Source organism: Streptococcus pneumoniae (assembly GCA_040719455.1).
Classification (GTDB): Bacteria; Bacillota; Bacilli; order Lactobacillales; family Streptococcaceae; genus Streptococcus; species Streptococcus pneumoniae_G.
Map to the genome: position 1 here is coordinate 724,392 of JBFDTN010000001.1, position 17,751 is coordinate 742,142.

A 17,751-nucleotide genomic window follows, 5' to 3' on the forward strand; every position below is an offset into this window, starting at 1 on the left:
GAAAATTTGGGTATAGCAAGACCCGCAGGTCACACTCTACCCATTCTATCAACCGTTTCTCCTTGCCTGCCTCTCTGGACAGAATTAAAGGAATCTTCAATTTTTTCTATTATATCACAAACTTTTCTCATTTTCAAGAAAAAACAATCATTTTTTCACAAAAGATGAGAAAGATTTGATACCAACTAAAACAAATCCTGCAGCTAAATAGGCAAGAAAGATGGTCACAATCCAACGAAAGACATAGAGGCTTCCGTATTTGGGAATATTCAAAAAGAAATAAGCAAAGGGGCTATCCACTGCACCTGGGATTGGGAGTTTCAAGACCAAGCCATTGAGAAGTGCAAAGACCATATAAAGAAGGGGGATACTTGTCCAAAGCAAGGGATCAAACCACCGATAGACTCGTCCTTTGTCAAAGACAAGAGTATCCGCAAAAAAACATAATGGCACAATATAGTGACAGAGGAAATTCTCCAAACGGTAAAAATCAGTCGCTAAAGGCGCCAACATAAAATGGTAAATAACACAGGTAATCATGATACACATGGTCACGCCACCCTTGATTCTCAAGACCTTGTCCGTCTTCCAAGCCGTATTTGAACGCGGCATTAAATAGAGTAGATAAGCGGTAAATGCTGTTACAATGATGTTTGATAAGACCGTATAGTACATGAGCATACCCAATCCACCGTGACGCGTAATTTCCAGATAAACACCTGTAAATCCTAGAATGAAGAGGATAATTCGGCTATAAAAAATGAGATTTCGTTTCATCTTAGATTTTCTTGACAAATTCTGATTTGAGTTTCATGGCACCAAAACCGTCAATTTTACAGTCGATATTGTGGTCTCCCTCGACAAGACGGATATTTTTCACGCGCGTTCCTTGCTTGATGTCTTTTGGTGCTCCCTTGACTTTCAAGTCTTTAATCACGGTTACCGTGTCACCATCTGCCAAGCGATTGCCATTTGAGTCTAGTACAACAAGTCCTTCTTCTACGACTTCTTCTGGGTTCCATTCATAGGCACATTCTGGACAGACCAAGAGCGTTCCATCTTCATAGACGTATTCTGAGTTACATTTTGGGCAATTTGGTAAAGTATTCATATTATTCTCCTTTTTCTTTGTTTAGTATATCGTATTTTTCAAATTTTGACAAATCAGCCTATTGTGACTATTTTTTGCCGAGTTCTTGAGTGCGCGCGTATGCCTTACTTACAGCTTCAATAACAGAGCCTCTAAATCCTGTCTTTTCAAGACTAGCAACACCTGCGATGGTTGATCCACCTGGGCTACACACTTGATCTTTTAAGACAGCGGGGTGTTCTTTGGTTTCAAGAACCATTTTACCTGCACCAAGCACTGTCTGTGCTGCCATTTTAAGCGCCACATCTCGAAGCAAGCCTTGCTCTACTCCAGCATCACTCAAGGCTTCAATAAAAGGATAGACAAAGGCAGGACCGCAACCTGCAAGCGCCGTCGCTGCATCTAATTGCTTTTCATCAAGCAAGATGAACTCAGCGCTACCTGTTAATAGCTCGCTAAAGAGTTGCTGATCACTTTCTGATACTCCTAATCCAAGTGCATAGCTAATAACTCCTGCACCTACCGCCACTGGGGTATTCGGCATCATACGAATAAAGCGGTGCTGACTCGGAACCATCTTCTCCAACTGAGCAAGGGAGAGTCCTGCTGCCATACTGATGAAAAGGACAGATGAGCGCTTCTCTAAAATAGCTCTATGCTGTGTCAATAATGCCTCAAACTGAGCAGGTTTAACGCCTAGAAAAATTACCTCTGCCTGCGCAAACACCTCTTCATTTGTGGCAATCTGCCCACCAATTTCTTGGGAGATAGCGATTGCTTTTTCAGGACTCCGATTGGCTAATAAAAGATTTTCCCCATGACTTTTTGCAATCAAGCGGGCTAAGAGTCCTCCCATATTTCCCAATCCAATACATCCAATTCTTGTCATCTTACACCCTCACTTGTCCGTTTCCTGCTACGATGTATTTGTAAGTCGTCATTTCTTTTAAGCCCATCGGACCTCTAGCATGCAATTTTTGAGTGGAAATCCCCATCTCACATCCCAGACCAAACTCCCCACCGTCTGTAAAACGAGTCGAAGCATTGACATACACGGCTGCACTATCTACCTGCTCCGTGAAATAAGCTGCAGCTTTTTCATCATCTGTGATGATTGCATCTGAATGATGGGTACTGTGTGCCTCAATATGATCAACAGCCTCTTCTAAAGATGACACCACCTTAACAGCAAGGACATAATCCGAAAATTCTGTGTCAAAATCTGCATCCCCTGCTAATTGTCCTACCATCAAATGACTGGCTTTTTCATCGAGACGAAATGCCACCGTTGTAAGACCTAGCTGCTCACGTTCTCTGACCAAAACTTCTTCCAAGCGAGGAAGGAATTCTGCTGCAATGGCCTCATGAACCAAGCACACTTCCATAGCGTTGCAGACTGATGGTCGGCTAGTTTTAGCATTTTTAATAATCGAAAGTGCCATATCTTGATTTGCCGCTTGGTCAACATAGACATGGACAATCCCTGTTCCTGTCTCAATCACAGGTACAATGGCATTTTCAACCACAGCCTGAATCAAACCAGCTCCGCCCCGTGGAATCAAGAGATCCAAATAGCCTTTTGCCTTCATCATCTCATAGCTACTCGTACGGCTCGTATCACTAATCAACTGCAAGCAGTCAGGAGAAATACTTGTCTGAGCAATTCCCTCTTTTAGAGCAGCCACAATCGCTGCTGCTGTCTGATAGGCTTCTTTTCCACTGCGTAAAACCACCGCATTTCCACTCTTTAAGGCAAGCGCTGCCGCATCAGAGGTCACATTTGGACGACTTTCGTAGATAATCCCTACAACCCCTAAAGCCACACGTTTTTTGACCACTTGAAGTCCATTGGGTAAAGTAGTCTCTTCCATGACTTCTCCAATCGGGTCTGGCAACACAGCCACATCACGGATTCCTTTTGCCATAGCAAGAATCCTCTCTTCATCTAGGAACAAGCGATCCAGCATCACATCTGAAATCTTACCCTTTGCTGCTTCCATATCCATTTGATTGGCATGTAAGATAGCTTTTGTATGCGCCACTAATTGAGTCGCCATGGCTTCAAGCGCTGCATTTTTCTCAGTCGTTGTTGCAGTATTGATCGATTTTTTCACACGATTAACAGTCTCTAATAATTCTTGTGTACTTGTCATACGCATTCCTTTCTCTTTATCCTTAATTTTCCGTCACCCAAAAGATACATTTCTAAAATTCTGAAAATAAGAGCTCTAGCTCTGGTGTCAAAGAAATCCAATCATCACGATGGATGACCACTCCTTTGGGTTTGCTCGCTTTTAGCAAATCTTTCAAAGCCGAATGCCCAAACAAGACTCGTCCCTTACCTAGTGCTTGCTCTGTCTCCTCATCGTAAACACTGACAATATCATGATAGGAAAAGGCTCCCTCCATTCTCGTAATCCCTGAAATTAAGAGACTTCTGCCATCTTGACTTAAGGCCTTGCTCGCTCCTTTATCGACCCAGATACTGCCTTTACTGCTAGCATAAAAAGCCAACCATTGCTTTTGCGTCCGCATATTCCTATCCTGAGCAGCAAAGAAGGTGCCGTCAGCTTGTCTTTCTGCTGCTTCAAGTAAGGGCTCTTCTTTTAAGGAAGAGCAAATATAAACAGGCACACCTGCCATGGTTGCAATAGTTGCTGCCTTGATTTTGGTCAGCATACCACCTGTGCCATTGCTTGAGCCTGCACCACCAGCCATCTCGATCAAATCCGTCGAAATAGTCTCAATCTGATCCAACCGTTTGGCAGCTGGATTTTTGGTAGGATTGTCCGTATAAAGACCATCAACATCTGTCAAAAGCACCAGCAAATCTGCCTGCACCATGGCTGCCACTTGAGCGCTTAGGGTATCGTTATCTCCTACCTTTAACTCAGCAATCGAAACCGTATCATTTTCATTGATAATAGGAATGGCACCACGATTCAGTAAAACAGACATGGCTTGGTGGGCATTTTGATAGCGTCGTTTATCCGCAAAATCATCCTGTGTCAAGAGAATCTGCGCTGAAACAATCTGTTTCAGGAGAAGATTCGCCGTATATTCCTCTAGCAATAATCCCTGTCCAACAGCTGCAGAAGCCTGCTTGTCTGCTACCTTGGTCGGGCGTTTTTTAAAGCCTAAAGAAGAAAAACCAGCTGCAATCGCTCCAGAGGACACCAAAATCAACTCATGCCCTGCTTCATGGAGCATAGCTAGTTGTTGCGTGATTTTTTTGACCTTAGCTCGTGACAGACTCCCATCAGACTCCGTCAAAGAACTCGTCCCAACCTTAAAAACAATCCGTTTGTACTTCATGATGTGCTACTCTTTCTACCGCCAGTATTCACCAGCGTTTATACTGATTGATTATACCACAAAAGCTGGAAAATCCAAAACTAAGAAGATACAAAAAAAGAGTAGGATTCAATCGAGATTTCGTAGAACTCGATTCTCCTCACTCCTTTAGTTCTAAGTACATGCTTAACTAATCGACTAGATGATTCTCCTCTCATATCCGCAAGATTGACATAGTTTGTATCAAACTGCTAAATCTATAAAACATAATGAGGTTGGGTACTCATATCCCAACCTCCTAGATTCCTATTACCGTTCATACCAATACTCAGAAGCCTCAATCTCTACCTCACGAGGATTGAAAACAGGATCTTTTCCAGCTTTGAGCTGTGTTTCATAGTCTTTTAACAAGGTAAAGACCAAGGGTGACAATAGGAGAATCGCTAGGATATTTCCCCAAACTGTAAAGCCAATCGCCAAATCTCCCAAAGCCCAGACAAATTCACTCGAGGCAATGCCCGAGTAAAAGAGCCCTGTAATCATTAACACTTGCAACACCAAGATATGAATCGGCTTTGTCTTCTCTTTAAGCAAATACACTAGATTGGTATGCGCTATATAATAATAACTCATCAAGGTCGTAAAGGCAAAGAAAACCAAGGCAATAGCTACAAAGATACTTCCAAATCTGCCCATTAGACTTGTCAGTGCTGTCTGTGTATAGAGCGCACCTGCACTTTCAGCTGTGATATTCAGCAGATTCTCTACAATCGGCTGCTTTGCTGCATCATAGACATTATAAGAACCTGTCAAGAGAATCATCAAGGCTGTCGCCGTACAGACAAACCAGGTATCAATATAGACTGAAAACGCTTGAACTAATCCTTGTTTGACAGGATGAGAGACTTGAGCAGAAGCTGCTGCAGCCACTTGAGAACCTTGACCCGCTTCATTTGAGTAGACACCTCGTCTCACACCATACATAATCGCAGAACCCGTAATTCCTGCAAATAAGGGTTCCCAACCAAAGGCACTCGCAAAAATCAGCTGAAATGTTGGCAATACACGGTCAAAATCCAAGACAATGACAATGAGAGCCATTAAGATATAAGCACCTGCCATAAAAGGTACTACATACTCAGCAATCTTTGCAATCCGTGAAATCCCTCCAATGATAATGACAAATAGAGCAAGACTGACTACAATACTGGTCCAAAGAGGTGGAATATCCAAGGCATTTTTCATCGCCGAACTAATTCCATTGGTCTGAACTCCTGACATCAAAAAGGCAAAGGAGAACATCATAATAAAAGCCATAATGGTCGCAAAGGTCTTGTTTTTCAAACCTTTTTCAATGTAATAGGCTGGACCACCGATGAAATGCCCTTCCTCTTTTTGCTTAAAGAGCTGCCCCAAAGTAGTCTCAACAAAAGCAGAGCCTGAGCCAATAAAGGCAATCAACCACATCCAAAAAATACTTCCTGGACCGCCCAAGGCAATAGCAGTTGCTACACCTGTGATATTTCCTGTCCCTACACGACCTGATAAAGCCACTGTTAAAGCTTGAAAGGAGGAAATCCCTTCTTCTCCATCATCTTCTGATTTTTCAAACATACAGCGAATCATTTCTTTCATCATCCGCACTTGGACAAATCTCGTCCGAAAAGTAAAATAAGTTCCCGCTGCAATCAATACCCCTAATAGCAGAGGACTCCAAATAAAGTCTGTCAAACTCGTAATTACTGACACTTCATCTCTCCATTTCTATTTATTTCTTAGTTTTTCTAAGGTTTCTTGGAAAATCGTTGGCACTTCTGCTGAAAATTCCAAAGCTTCTCCTGTCTTAGGATGGCTAAAGCCTAGCGTTCTAGCATGCAAGAATTGCCCGTGCCCCTTCAAGGTTTTCCGAGGTCCATAGACCTCATCTCCTGCAACAGGATGACCGATATAAGCCATATGCACACGAATTTGGTGCGTTCTACCTGTCTCTAGCTGCAACTCGACTAGGCTATAATCACCAAAGCGTTCCAAGACCTGAAAACGTGTCACTGCGGGCTTTCCCTTAGCTGTTACGGCTTGTTTTTTACGGTCCTTGTCACTACGACCAATCGGCGCTTCAATCACCCCTCGATCTTTAGGAAGATTTCCATGCACAATCGCCCAATACTTCCGCAGTGATTTTTTGGCTTTTAATTCTTCTGCCAAGGCAAGGTGAGCCTCATCATTTTTTGCAATCATCAAAAGTCCAGAAGTGTCTTTATCAATCCGATGCACAATCCCCGGACGCAAGACACCGTTAATCCCTGACAAGTCCTTCATATGGTACAAGAGAGCATTAACCAAGGTTCCTGATGTATGACCGGCACTTGGATGCACCACCATGCCTTGCGGTTTATTGACCACAGCAACATCTGCATCTTGATAAACAATCTCAAGCGGTAACTCCTCTGCTACATACTCGACCACCTCTGGCTCAGGTAACTGATAAGTAATGATATCGCCTTCTTGCACGGCATATTTTGCCTTCTTTGCCTGACCATTGACCAAAATCTGACCGCTTTTAATCTGTTCATTGGCTAGACTACGGGATAAAGGTGTCAAATCTGCTACTGCCTTATCTAGCCTAGCTCCTCCAATTTCAACTTTAATGTCCATTTTTTTCTTCCTTCATCATAACCAAACATAAGATAAGCACCCCAAAGGTGAGATACACATCTGCCACATTGAAAATCGCAAAGTTCACAATATCAAATTGGAACATATCCACGACAAATCCTTGCCGGATTCGGTCGATAAAATTTCCCACACCTCCTGCGATAATCAAGGCTAAACCCGCAATCAGCCAAAGAGAATCTTGCAGGCGTTTTACTAAGTACCAAATGGCTCCACTCATGACAAGAATGGTCATCACCGTAAAGAACCACTGCTGATTTTCTAAAATGGAAAAAGCAGCCCCCGTATTGCGCAGGTAGGTCAAGCTCATAATGGAGGGAAGAAAAGCTTTCACCCCCCCTAAGGGAATGGTCTCAACAACCAAAGCCTTCACCCACTGATCCAAACCAATCAAGAGAAGAATCACAGCTGGCACACCAATCATTCGTTTCATGCTTTACCTCGTTTTTCAAAATACCGCTCCATGACTGCCACAAAAGCCTTGCCCACAGGAGACAACTCCATGCCTTCTCGCTTGACATAGACCAAATGGTTATCCAAGGCATCCTTGACAGGAATCACCGTAATACCATTGACACTGTCACTATCTAAAAAACCTGACCCTGTCGCATAGGCATCTGTTCGCTCCAAAATCCCATTTAAGGTCGCACGGTCTGTCACATTAAACATCAGAGAACTATCACTCGTATCAACTAGATTCTCAGAATAATAGAGATATTCGTCTTTTTCCTGTGTGAATCTCACTGTCGGTAAACCAATCAAATCCTCCATGACCAGCTCTTCTTTTTGGGTCAAAGGATGATTTTCCCTCAGATAGATGTGGGTTTGAAAAGGGAGCAATTCCATCACCTCAAGACCTAGCTTATCGATCTTTTGCATAATGCCTTTGCGATTTTGATTATCGAGATAAATAATCCCAATCTCACTGTGACCTTGCGCCACCTCATCTAAAATCTGAACTGTGGTAGATTCAAACATCCGAAAGTTCTTATCCTGAGGATAAGTTTCAGCAAACTCAACCATCAAAGGGGGGAGAAAGTCGTAGTGCTGACTGGCAATTGAAAACTCCGAGCGTTCGTCTTCGGGATTGACATATTGATTTTGGAAAATATCAAATTTTTTGACCAACTCCTGCGCTTTTTCGTAAAATTCCATCCCGCGTCGAGTCAAAACAGTCCCACTACTCGTCCGATTAAAAATCTGAAACCCCAGCTCCTGTTCCAAATCACGCACCGAAATGGACAAACTTGGCTGACTCACATACATCTTCTCAGCCGCCTCACGAAAAGTTCCGCTATTTGCAATCGCCACAACATAGCGTAATTGTTGAATATTCATATCTCTTCCTTTTTTTGTATATTGTTAAATTATACCATAAGTTTGAGTATTACAAAAGGGCGGGAGGTGTTCCTAATCATTACGAACATCCCCCGCTCTATTTTATCCCTTTTTCAAATACACCACCTCTGTCACATCTCTAAAGCCGAGAGAGCGATAGAGATTAGCCGCGTGGATATTTTCTTTTTCAACGACAATTTGAAAGTCTCTTTCATTTTGAGTCAATAATTGATTGATGGCAGATTTCATCAGGTATTTTCCGAATCCTTGCCCTTGATGGTTTGGTGCAACAGCTAAGCCAAAAATATGGTTATAATCGCTCGTCTGATCAATAGTGACCGAAGCAATGACATGACCAGATTTTTTCAACACATAAAGAGAAGTCCCTTCTCCTTCAAAACTAGTGAGAGCATATTGCAAGCTGTATTCAAAATCATTTTCAAAAGCTGCTGTCTGAAGTTTCGCAATTTCTTCAATATCATCTCTATCTGCTAGACTGACTTCACAGTTATCACGACTAGCTAGCTCATAAGGTTTTCTCGCACGCCTCAGCCAAAGCTCCGAATCCTCTTCTTCAACTAGATGAAACGCATCTAATAGCCACGGATTTTTCTCCATAAACATTCGCTCTGTCTCATACGAAATCCCTGACAGATGATATGCTTTGACAATTTGGGCAAGTTCTTCCTCCAAAGCCCTAGCAATTCCTTGTTTGCGAATAAATGGTAAAACAAATAGCGACACACTGACATCGTCCAACTCGTCTGCATAGATATATAAACATCCTACTAACTGTTCTTTCTCATAAGCCAGCAATAAACAAGGCATATCTTGATCAACATTGTAATCATTTGCCAAATAAGGAATACTAGCTGTTCCATCATAGTCATGACAGGCTTGTAGCAAGTCTAAAACCTCTGCTTTTTCCTTGTTTGATAATGTCGTTCTTTTTTGGATGAACATATGATCCTCCTTTTGTAAAAAAAGAACTTACCAAACGGCAAGTTCTCACGTAATTATTTAGCGATAGGGTAAACAGATACTTGTTTCTTATCGCGACCTTTACGTTCAAAGCGTACTACGCCTTCAACTTTAGCGAACAATGTATCGTCGCCTCCACGTCCTACGTTCACACCTGGGTAGATGTGTGTTCCGCGTTGACGGTAAAGGATTGATCCACCTGATACAGTTTGTCCATCAGCTGCTTTAGCTCCAAGACGTTTTGCTTGTGAATCACGTCCGTTTGACGTAGAACCTCCACCTTTTTTGTGGGCGAATAGTTGCAAGTTAGCAAGATTCATTTTCAACATAATGTTTTCCTCCGTGTTAGTTTTCTGTGATAACTCTTGTTTGGACGAACTCAGAAGAGTCCTCCGATAAAGTTGCTAATCCCAAGAAAAATGATTCAAAGAATAATTGCGTCATTTCCCTTTGGTGACTCGGTAGATCATCAGGAATCTCAATTCGTAGAAATCCACCTTCATCTTCGTTTAATTCAAAGTTTAGTTCGTAGCCTGCAAATTTCTCAATCGTATTGATAAAGTTTATGGCAAGCGTAGAAACTGATGCACACACGACATCAAAGCCGTATTCGCCACTTGCGGCGTGCCCAGTAATTTCTGCACTCCTCAGCTCGCCATCTTCGGCTCTCTCAAAGACTGCTTGTATCATGTGTTCACCTCAAAAATTAAGCGTTGATTGCGTTGATAACAACTTTTGTATATGGTTGACGGTGACCTTGTTTGCGGTGGCTACCTTTTTTAGGTTTGTATTTGAAAGTAACAACTTTCTTTTGTTTTCCTTGTTTTTCAACAGTTCCAACAACAGTAGCTCCTGCAACAAGTGGAGTTCCGACAACAGTGTTTTCACCACCAACAAGAACAACTTCGTTAAATGTAACTTCTTGACCTGCTTCAACGTTCAATTTTTCAACGTAGATAGCTTGACCAACTTCAACTTTAACTTGTTTTCCGCCAGTTTTAATGATTGCGTATGTGCTCATTATGCACCTCCTATGATTTTTCTGGGTTTCCCCGATTTTTTGTGAAGACTCGCCTAGCATCGTGGGACGAACCTCTTAAACGATGATCGAGCGGTTGCACAGGCTGTGCATAGTCAACGTTTTTATTCTAGCATGCTTTTGATAATTTTACAAGTATCTGCTTCTATTTTTTTAAACTTTTTAACAAACAAAGTTTTCGCATGTAAAGACCGTCCACTCTATTAAAAGCTCTCAAAATTTACACCCTTATTTTTCCATTATTTTTGTTAAATACTGATCAATGGCATCAAGAGCTTCTAAGCTTTCCGTCTCATTTAGGATATGAGTTGCATGCTCAATCACTTTCAGCTCTGCATGGGGAAAATCACTCACAGTTCGCTCCGCATAACTTAAAGGAATAATCTCATCTTGACTTCCTTGAATCACCAAGACATCTGCCTTGACTTTTTTCATCTCCTGGTAAATATCCATATCCAGCAATTTTTCAAAATAGACTTTGCCAAGATTTGTTCCTCTGTGATTATACACTTCAGGGATACTTTCCTTCGTTTGAAAAAGTTCTTTTGCGTCATCAAAGAGGACAAAGGCTCCATTAACTGTCACCAAACCTCTTACTTGAGGGTTCTCGCTAGCAACAAGAGTGGACACCACCCCACCTTGGCTATATCCCATTAGGATGAGGTTCTCATCATCAACATAAGATTCTTGACTAAATTGTTCCAATACAGCCTGCAAATCAGCTTGCTCAGTAAATACAGACATCTCCAGCATACTACCACCACTGCGGCTATTTCGACTACCACCGACAAAATCAAAGGCATACACCAAATAGCCTTTATGTGCCAATAGTTCTGCGTAAGGTTCGACGAATTCCAAAGTATTGCCAAATCCATGAGAGAGGATAATGAGTGGCAGTTGCTTGCTTTGATAGCCTTCAGGAGCAAATAATTTTCCGTAAATTTGGTACGAATCACGCGCAACTGTCTTTTCTTCTTCAACGATTTGAAGGCTTGGTGTAACTGGTGTTTTGGCCTCACGACTGCTTGACGAAGTGCTTATGGATGAAGAATCTGAGCTTACCTGACTGATAGTCGCTTCTTTCTCGACTTTCTGAGCAGTCAACTGCACATAAAAGAGTGTCCCAATCAAGAGAAAAAACATAGGGAGAAAGGTAAAAAGAAGTTTCCGTTTCATGATTCTCCCCTTACAACAAATCGTTAATTAGTTCATCAACTTCGTCTTGTTCGACTTGTGGGGTAATTTCAGTCACCATGATACCACGAACAGCACGCTCGACAAGACCTTCTATATCCAAGCGGCTTTCGTACTGCTCGACATTTTTAATCTTAGGATTGGTTTTAGGACGGTCTGGCGCAAAGATGGTACAGCAATCTTCAAAAGGTTGAATTGAAATCTCAAAGGTATCAATTTTCTCAGCAATATCAATGATTTCTAGCTTGTCCATGGTCACGACAGGGCGAATCACAGGTGTGTTGGTCACAGCGTTAATGGCCTGCATGCTCTCCAAGGTCTGGCTCGCAACCTGGCCTAGACTTTCACCGTTGATGATAACAAGACCTGCTCGTTCTTCACGAATGCGGTCCGTTATCCGCATCATGAAACGGCGGGTCAGAGTCATGAGATAGGCTTCAGGCGCCTTGGCCTTGATTTCTTCTTGAATTTCAGTAAATGGGACTTCGATAAACTGGATATTGCCACCGAACTTGGTCAATTTCCGAGTCAAATCCTGTGCCTTTTTGAGCGCACCAGGGCTGGTGTAGGGAGGGCTAGCAAAATGCACTGCTTCAATGTCTACACCACGTTTAAGAGCAAGGTAGCCTGCAACAGGTGAATCAATCCCACCAGATAGCATGAGCATGCCCTTGCCAGATGTTCCGACAGGTAGTCCACCTGCTCCACGAATCGTTTCGTAGGAAATATAGGCTGCTTCTGCTCGAATTTCCACCCGCAATTCAATATCAGGAGCCTTCATCTTGACCTGCACGTTTGGAATAGCCTCAAAAACGGCATTTCCCAAGGTTTGGTTAAGCTCACGGCTATCGAGTTCAAAGCTGTGATCGCTGCGCTTGCTAGACACCTTGAAGGTCATGCCTTCTTGGTAGATGTCCGTCATGATTTCTTGTACTGCTGCAATCAAGGCTGGGACAGATTTCTCAATCTTATAAGACGGAGAAAAGTTTTGAATTCCAAAAATCTGCTTGAGGCTTTCAGAAACTGGCTTATAATCAGTCCCATGAAGATAGACATGGGCCCGATCACGGTCTGCCATGACTTTCACCGCTGGATAAATGGACAAGACGTCTTGAATGTTGTTTCTAAGTTTATTGATAAAGCGCATGCGGTTCTTGCCTTTAGTCGACAATTCTCCGTAGCGAATCATAATTTCTGAATACTGCATGTGTTCTCTTTCTATCTTATTTTTTGGGTTTGTTCATAAATGACCTTAAAAGTTGTCAATACCTGCTCGATTTGGCTCATGTCGTTTTCCAAGTCCAAACTCATACGAACAGCCGTTGTGGCGATTTGGGGCTGAACGCCCATGGATAAGAGGGTTCCAGCTGGTTTTCCTGCCTTGGATGAGCAGGCTGAGGTCGTTGAGACATAGATATCATACTCCTCAAAGGCATGAACTAAGACTTCTCCTCGTACACCTTTTAAGCCAAAGGTTACAATGTGTGGTGCAAACTGATCTTGACCTGAGAAAATGCTGATGTCTTTGTAAGCACTCAATCTTTGGAGCAAAATCTGCTTCATCTGGCTGGTTTTCTTAGCAAACTCTTTTTGGCGCTCCATTGCCATGCGAAGGGCTTTCGCTGTCGCTGCAATTCCTGCTAGATTTTCAGTTGTGGACCGTTTATCTGCTTCCTGACCGCCACCTGTTAGAAGCGGTGTAATTTTCTTACCATTTTTGATATAGGTAAAGCCGACACCGCGAACGCCGTGGAATTTATGACTAGAAAAGGTCGCAAAATCCACACGGTCAGTTAGGTAGTCTGCGGTTGGAATTTTTGCTAAGGCCTGAACCCCGTCCACATGAAAGGAAATGGTTGGCTTGTCTTTTAGCAAGTCTGAAATGGCTTGGATGGGCTGAATAGAGCCAATCTCGTTATTGACCGCCATGACAGAGACCAAAATCGTATCAGGTCGCAGTAAAGCTGCTAATTGTTCAACATTGACAAAACCTTCCTTATCAACTGGTGCAAAATCAACCTCAAACCCTTGAGTTTTCAAGCAAAGTGCTGATTCCTTGACCGCAGGGTGCTCAATACTTGATACGATGATGTGCTTCCCAAATTGTGCCTTTTCAAAGGCAACACCCTTGATGACCCAGTTGTCTCCTTCTGTCCCACCAGAGGTGAAAAAAATCTCCTGAGGCAGAGCGCCTAGTAGCTCTGCTATTTGCTTTCTAGAAGCCTGCAGGATACGGGTCGCTTGACTGCCCAAATGATGCAAACTGGACGGATTGCCCCAAATCTTGGTCGCAACCTCTGTATAAGTCGCAAGGGCTTCAGGATACGGGCGGGTCGTTGCCGCATTATCTAAATAAATCATTCTCTATCCTCTTTTCATTTAAGCTCCATTATAGCAAAAAACGAAAAGAGTTGCTACTCAACGCTATGGATAAGTTTCATCTTTTGCGTGATGATTTAAGACATTTTTAACCAAAGAAGGTATAATAGAAAGGAAAGGAGATTAGGATTTACATGGATAATTATTCTCGTAAACAAAAGAAAACGGAAACCAAAATTTTGCCCAAAAAGCAACATATAGAAAAGGGTTTTACCACTCTACAAAAAACGATTGCACTTATCGGTAGTATTCTAAGTTTGATTACAGCTTCTATTACTATCCATAATGCTTTTAATAAAGACAAAGAAAAAGATACCAGCTCTTCGGAGCCTAAGGTTGAGCAGCAAACCGTCATCCGTGAGATTGAAAAAGAAATCCCAGTGAGCAATACAGAGACCACAACTCAAGAGACAGCCACCTCCTCATCTGATGAGAGTTCAGCTGAGACGGAAACCAGCAGTCCTTTTAGCTCTAGCGAGACTCCTGCTTCCTCAAGCTCTGACACTACTGTCGCATCTTCGGAAACAACTCCAAGCACCAGCAACTAAGGTGCTGTTAGCATAGCTATTGCCCTAGTCTTTGAGGCTTAGACTTAAGAAATTGGACAAGATGAATGAGCTAATAGATGAAACCTAAATGACTCTATATAAAAAATAAGAGGTTGGAACATTGTTCCAGCCTCTCTTTTATTTGCTCATTATTTCTACTGATTAGTGGGCATCGCCATTCCAAATCGAATTTTTCACAATGACGTAGTCTACATGTTTCAAGCTCGAGATGTCTTTACCACCTGCGTAGGAAATTGAACTTTGAAGATCTTGCTCCATTTCAATCAAGGTATCTTTTAGATGCCCCTTGGCTGGGAGCAGGATTTTCTTGCCTTCTACGTTTTTATAAGCGCCTTTTTGGTATTCAGAAGCAGAGCCGTAGTATTCTTTATATTGCTCGCCATCTACTTCAACCGTTTTTCCGGGGCTTTCAATGTGTCCTGCAAAGAGTGAGCCAATCATAACCATGCTTGCTCCAAAGCGAATAGACTTGGCAATATCACCGTGGGTACGAATACCACCATCTGCGATAATCGGTTTACGCGCAGCTTTAGCACACCAACGAAGCGCAGCCAACTGCCAACCGCCTGTACCAAAACCTGTTTTAACCTTGGTGATACAGACCTTACCTGGTCCAATGCCGACCTTAGTCGCATCTGCTCCTGCATTTTCCAATTCACGAACCGCCTCAGGTGTTCCCACATTTCCTGCAATGACAAAGGTATCTGGCAATTCTTTTTTGATATGCTGAATCATTTGAATCACGCTATCGGCATGACCATGAGCGATGTCAATCGTGATATATTCAGGTGCGTCCTCTTTCAACTGGGTGACAAAGTCATACTCGTAGTCTTTTACCCCAACTGAGATAGAAGCAATCAAGCCCTTCTCATGCATACGCTTAATAAAAGGAAGCCGACCTGCTTCGTCAAAACGATGCATGATGTAAAAATAGCCATCTTTTGCTAATTGCTCTGCTACATCCTCATCAATAATGGTTTGCATGTTAGCTGGCACAACAGGCAGTTTAAAGGTATGTTTGCCCAAAGTTACTTGCGTATCCGCTTCTGAACGGCTCTTAATGATACATTTATTTGGGATCAATTGAATGTCTTCATAGTCAAAAATAGGGAATTCGTTAAGCATTTCAGCTCTCCTTTGATTAAAATGACCTACCTATGCTATTTTGCATCGCTACGCCTTCCTTGACGTTTCCTTAAGAATTATAACACAAAGTCCAGTTTTTGTAAAATTATACCATTATTTTTAAAATAAAGTTCGGAAAAAATGAAAAGGTTGGAGCAAATGTTTCGACCTCGTTATATTTTTTAGTTCTAACAGTTTGACGCAGTCTTGTCTGGTTTGTAAAACATTGATAAACCAACGTTCTATATAGAAGAAGCTAGCGAATTGCTCTTCGCTAGCCCTATTTCCAACCTTTCACAATTCTCAATTGTGAAAGAGCGTCAACTTGCGGGATATTCACAGTCCAGTGGACTGTGAATACCTGAGCCTAAAAATTGGAAAGCGAAGACTACAAAATCGATTTCTTCGAAATTGCGATTTTTGTCCCACTCCCTACAATAACAAGTCTTTGACAGATCCAATCTGGGATTTTGGAATGACTAAGCAAATCATATCTCCTAGGTATAGATGGGTGCTACCGTTCACCGTCTGGGATTTTCCTTGGTGAATTTGCATGGTGATTAACACATCACTCGGCAAATCCAACTCATGCACTTGTTTGCCTGCAATCTTTTCAGAAACAGGAATTTCAATCAAGGTCGTCTCTCCACTTTCTTCCATATCCTCTGGTAGCATTTTCTCAAGCATAGCTTCATAAATCGGTGTCCCTTTTAACACATCCATGACAATATAAGCAACTAAGGTTACCAAACCAAGGGGCATCAAATTTCGAATATCGCCGACCATTTCTGTCACCAAAATCATGGCTGTCAAAGGCGCTTTTGAAATCGCACCAAAATAGCCACTCATGCCTAAAATGATAAAAATTGGGATTTGTTCTTGAGAAATGAAGCCAAAGAGCGCAAATCCTTGCCCGACAATAGCTCCTAGGAGCGACCCCAGAGTCAACATGGGCAGGAAAATTCCTCCTGGAAAGCCACTTCCGTAGCTGATCATACTCCATATAAAACGAACCACAAAATAGATGAGCAAGGTTATTAGCAAGTAAGATTGATCTGTCAAGGATAAAATCAACTCATGCCCACCTCCTAAAAGCTCCGGCGCTAGATAGCCAATCGGCACAATAGCAAGGCAAGCAAGAAGAGGATAGCTATTTGAAGAAAGATGGAAAACCTTTCCGAGCCATGCATACCAATCTCCTATTTGAAGGATAACTTTATGATAGAAAAATCCTGCCAAACCAAGGAAAAGTCCAAAGCCGATAAGAAGCCAATATTTCCCCAAAGCTAAGGCTGGCAAGTCATCTGGCATCTCTAACACTGGATCCAAGCCAAACATCCAAAGAGAAACGACATTTGCCGTCAAACTAGCCGCCAAGGTCGAAACCCAGAAGAATCGTGAAAAATGATGGTAGATTTCTTCAACGACAAAAAGAAGTCCTGCAATCGGTGCATTAAAGGCGGCAGAAAGTCCAGCTGCTGCTCCACTTGCAATCAACGAGCGCTCCTCAACAGGGCTAAGTCCAAGCTGTTTTGCCACGCCTTTTCCAGTCATAGCACCAAGCTGAATACTAGGTCCTTCTCTTCCTAGCATCAGACCACTCCCAATCGCTAGCATGCCTAGAAGGTATTTTTTCCAGAGAATGCTCCACCATGATGAGGACATGAGTCCTTTTAACTCCGCCTCAATCTGCGGAATTCCTGAGCCTTTGATTTGCTTTTCATTCTCGAGCAAATACTTCGCAATCAGACAAATCAAGAGGTAAAAAGCCACAATAACAATAAGCCATAGAGAATTGCTCCCGCTCTTTTGATACAGCTCTTTTACTTGATGAAAAATCAGCCCAATCCCTAAGCGAAAAGTAGAAACCACACCTCCAACTACTAAACCAACCAATATTCCCCTAACAACTTGCAATAAAATTGAACTGGATAAAAAGGCAAATTCCCTCCGACTGACAGACTCTCCTTGTTTCATAGCACACTCCTCATATTTTCTAGTTCTATTTTAGCATAAAGAGAATCACTTTTCGAGTAAAAAAAGAAAGAGGTCAGGGACTTTTGTCCCAA

The 17,751-nt window shown here is 42.4% G+C and carries 19 protein-coding genes and 1 other annotated feature; of the genes, 1 reads left to right on the plus strand and 18 read right to left on the minus strand.

Annotated features, from left to right (window positions below; translation table 11 throughout):
• Window positions 1-147: 147 nt before the first annotated feature.
• The 16 genes from AB1I63_03365 to AB1I63_03440 all read right to left on the minus strand — a co-directional run bounded on the left by AB1I63_03365 (window position 148) and on the right by AB1I63_03440 (window position 13,970).
• Entirely contained in the window at window positions 148-777 is a 630-nt protein-coding gene (locus AB1I63_03365; GenBank protein ID MEW4353926.1) for a Pr6Pr family membrane protein, read from the minus strand.
• A 1-nt stretch (window position 778) separates the two neighbouring features.
• Entirely contained in the window at window positions 779-1,111 is a 333-nt protein-coding gene (locus AB1I63_03370) for a zinc ribbon domain-containing protein YjdM (GenBank protein MEW4353927.1), read from the minus strand.
• A gap of 67 nt (window positions 1,112-1,178) precedes the next feature.
• The gene (gene proC / locus AB1I63_03375; GenBank protein MEW4353928.1) at window positions 1,179-1,979 is read right to left on the minus strand and encodes a pyrroline-5-carboxylate reductase; all 801 of its coding nucleotides are present in this window, start codon (window positions 1,977-1,979) and stop codon (window positions 1,179-1,181) included.
• Window position 1,980: 1 nt separating this feature from the next.
• The gene (locus tag AB1I63_03380; protein ID MEW4353929.1) at window positions 1,981-3,243 is read right to left on the minus strand and encodes a glutamate-5-semialdehyde dehydrogenase; all 1,263 of its coding nucleotides are present in this window, start codon (window positions 3,241-3,243) and stop codon (window positions 1,981-1,983) included.
• A gap of 52 nt (window positions 3,244-3,295) precedes the next feature.
• The gene (proB, locus tag AB1I63_03385) at window positions 3,296-4,405 is read right to left on the minus strand and encodes a glutamate 5-kinase (GenBank protein MEW4353930.1); all 1,110 of its coding nucleotides are present in this window, start codon (window positions 4,403-4,405) and stop codon (window positions 3,296-3,298) included.
• A gap of 288 nt (window positions 4,406-4,693) precedes the next feature.
• Window positions 4,694-6,133: an alanine/glycine:cation symporter family protein gene (locus AB1I63_03390; GenBank protein ID MEW4353931.1), complete on the minus strand. Its 1,440-nt coding sequence runs from the start codon at window positions 6,131-6,133 to the stop codon at window positions 4,694-4,696.
• A 15-nt stretch (window positions 6,134-6,148) separates the two neighbouring features.
• Window positions 6,149-7,039 carry an RluA family pseudouridine synthase gene (locus AB1I63_03395; protein MEW4353932.1) on the minus strand — a complete coding sequence of 297 codons (891 nt, stop codon included), beginning with the start codon at window positions 7,037-7,039 and terminating at the stop codon, window positions 6,149-6,151.
• Entirely contained in the window at window positions 7,029-7,490 is a 462-nt protein-coding gene (lspA, locus tag AB1I63_03400; GenBank protein MEW4353933.1) for a signal peptidase II, read from the minus strand. Before lspA ends, AB1I63_03395 begins: the two co-directional genes overlap by 11 nt.
• Window positions 7,487-8,395 (minus strand): LysR family transcriptional regulator, encoded by a 909-nt coding sequence (locus tag AB1I63_03405; protein MEW4353934.1) that lies wholly within the window; start codon window positions 8,393-8,395, stop codon window positions 7,487-7,489. The genes lspA and AB1I63_03405 overlap by 4 nt, the downstream gene beginning before the upstream one ends.
• A gap of 102 nt (window positions 8,396-8,497) precedes the next feature.
• Window positions 8,498-9,358: a GNAT family N-acetyltransferase gene (locus tag AB1I63_03410; protein ID MEW4353935.1), complete on the minus strand. Its 861-nt coding sequence runs from the start codon at window positions 9,356-9,358 to the stop codon at window positions 8,498-8,500.
• Between the two features lie 53 nt (window positions 9,359-9,411).
• Window positions 9,412-9,705 carry a 50S ribosomal protein L27 gene (rpmA, locus tag AB1I63_03415; protein MEW4353936.1) on the minus strand — a complete coding sequence of 98 codons (294 nt, stop codon included), beginning with the start codon at window positions 9,703-9,705 and terminating at the stop codon, window positions 9,412-9,414.
• Between the two features lie 16 nt (window positions 9,706-9,721).
• Entirely contained in the window at window positions 9,722-10,066 is a 345-nt protein-coding gene (locus tag AB1I63_03420) for a ribosomal-processing cysteine protease Prp (protein ID MEW4353937.1), read from the minus strand.
• A gap of 16 nt (window positions 10,067-10,082) precedes the next feature.
• Complete coding sequence (gene rplU / locus AB1I63_03425) at window positions 10,083-10,397, minus strand: 50S ribosomal protein L21 (GenBank protein ID MEW4353938.1); 315 nt, start codon at window positions 10,395-10,397, stop codon at window positions 10,083-10,085.
• A 35-nt stretch (window positions 10,398-10,432) separates the two neighbouring features.
• Window positions 10,433-10,503, minus strand: a sequence feature (ribosomal protein L21 leader region).
• Between the two features lie 140 nt (window positions 10,504-10,643).
• The gene (locus AB1I63_03430) at window positions 10,644-11,591 is read right to left on the minus strand and encodes an alpha/beta fold hydrolase (GenBank protein MEW4353939.1); all 948 of its coding nucleotides are present in this window, start codon (window positions 11,589-11,591) and stop codon (window positions 10,644-10,646) included.
• A gap of 10 nt (window positions 11,592-11,601) precedes the next feature.
• Window positions 11,602-12,816, minus strand: a complete 1,215-nt coding sequence (gene thiI / locus AB1I63_03435) for a tRNA uracil 4-sulfurtransferase ThiI (protein MEW4353940.1) — start codon at window positions 12,814-12,816, stop codon at window positions 11,602-11,604.
• 11 nt (window positions 12,817-12,827) lie between these two features.
• Window positions 12,828-13,970 carry a cysteine desulfurase family protein gene (locus tag AB1I63_03440; GenBank protein ID MEW4353941.1) on the minus strand — a complete coding sequence of 381 codons (1,143 nt, stop codon included), beginning with the start codon at window positions 13,968-13,970 and terminating at the stop codon, window positions 12,828-12,830.
• 152 nt (window positions 13,971-14,122) lie between these two features.
• Between AB1I63_03440 and AB1I63_03445 the strand changes: the two genes are divergently transcribed.
• The gene (locus tag AB1I63_03445) at window positions 14,123-14,536 is read left to right on the plus strand and encodes a DUF6556 family protein (protein ID MEW4353942.1); all 414 of its coding nucleotides are present in this window, start codon (window positions 14,123-14,125) and stop codon (window positions 14,534-14,536) included.
• A 162-nt stretch (window positions 14,537-14,698) separates the two neighbouring features.
• On the opposite strand, the gene guaC is transcribed toward AB1I63_03445, so the two are convergent.
• Window positions 14,699-15,682, minus strand: a complete 984-nt coding sequence (gene guaC / locus AB1I63_03450) for a GMP reductase (protein ID MEW4353943.1) — start codon at window positions 15,680-15,682, stop codon at window positions 14,699-14,701.
• 432 nt (window positions 15,683-16,114) lie between these two features.
• On the minus strand, window positions 16,115-17,659 hold the full coding sequence (locus AB1I63_03455) for a chloride channel protein (GenBank protein MEW4353944.1): 1,545 nt from the start codon (window positions 17,657-17,659) through the stop codon (window positions 16,115-16,117).
• Window positions 17,660-17,751 lie beyond the last annotated feature (92 nt).

Bases quoted from the DNA above. Each gene is read 5' to 3' on its own strand.
- rpmA (MEW4353936.1), bottom strand. From the start codon at position 9,705: ATGTTGAAAATGAATCTTGCTAACTTGCAACTATTCGCCCACAAAAAA.
- AB1I63_03440 (MEW4353941.1), bottom strand. From the start codon at position 13,970: ATGATTTATTTAGATAATGCGGCAACGACCCGCCCGTATCCTGAAGCC.
- AB1I63_03410 (MEW4353935.1), bottom strand. From the start codon at position 9,358: ATGTTCATCCAAAAAAGAACGACATTATCAAACAAGGAAAAAGCAGAG.
- AB1I63_03455 (MEW4353944.1), bottom strand. From the start codon at position 17,659: ATGAAACAAGGAGAGTCTGTCAGTCGGAGGGAATTTGCCTTTTTATCC.
- AB1I63_03380 (MEW4353929.1), bottom strand. From the start codon at position 3,243: ATGACAAGTACACAAGAATTATTAGAGACTGTTAATCGTGTGAAAAAA.
- proB (MEW4353930.1), bottom strand. From the start codon at position 4,405: ATGAAGTACAAACGGATTGTTTTTAAGGTTGGGACGAGTTCTTTGACG.
- AB1I63_03365 (MEW4353926.1), bottom strand. From the start codon at position 777: ATGAAACGAAATCTCATTTTTTATAGCCGAATTATCCTCTTCATTCTA.
- AB1I63_03445 (MEW4353942.1), top strand. From the start codon at position 14,123: ATGGATAATTATTCTCGTAAACAAAAGAAAACGGAAACCAAAATTTTG.
- rplU (MEW4353938.1), bottom strand. From the start codon at position 10,397: ATGAGCACATACGCAATCATTAAAACTGGCGGAAAACAAGTTAAAGTT.
- guaC (MEW4353943.1), bottom strand. From the start codon at position 15,682: ATGCTTAACGAATTCCCTATTTTTGACTATGAAGACATTCAATTGATC.
- thiI (MEW4353940.1), bottom strand. From the start codon at position 12,816: ATGCAGTATTCAGAAATTATGATTCGCTACGGAGAATTGTCGACTAAA.
- AB1I63_03420 (MEW4353937.1), bottom strand. From the start codon at position 10,066: ATGATACAAGCAGTCTTTGAGAGAGCCGAAGATGGCGAGCTGAGGAGT.
- AB1I63_03430 (MEW4353939.1), bottom strand. From the start codon at position 11,591: ATGAAACGGAAACTTCTTTTTACCTTTCTCCCTATGTTTTTTCTCTTG.
- AB1I63_03370 (MEW4353927.1), bottom strand. From the start codon at position 1,111: ATGAATACTTTACCAAATTGCCCAAAATGTAACTCAGAATACGTCTAT.
- proC (MEW4353928.1), bottom strand. From the start codon at position 1,979: ATGACAAGAATTGGATGTATTGGATTGGGAAATATGGGAGGACTCTTA.
- lspA (MEW4353933.1), bottom strand. From the start codon at position 7,490: ATGAAACGAATGATTGGTGTGCCAGCTGTGATTCTTCTCTTGATTGGT.
- AB1I63_03405 (MEW4353934.1), bottom strand. From the start codon at position 8,395: ATGAATATTCAACAATTACGCTATGTTGTGGCGATTGCAAATAGCGGA.
- AB1I63_03395 (MEW4353932.1), bottom strand. From the start codon at position 7,039: ATGGACATTAAAGTTGAAATTGGAGGAGCTAGGCTAGATAAGGCAGTA.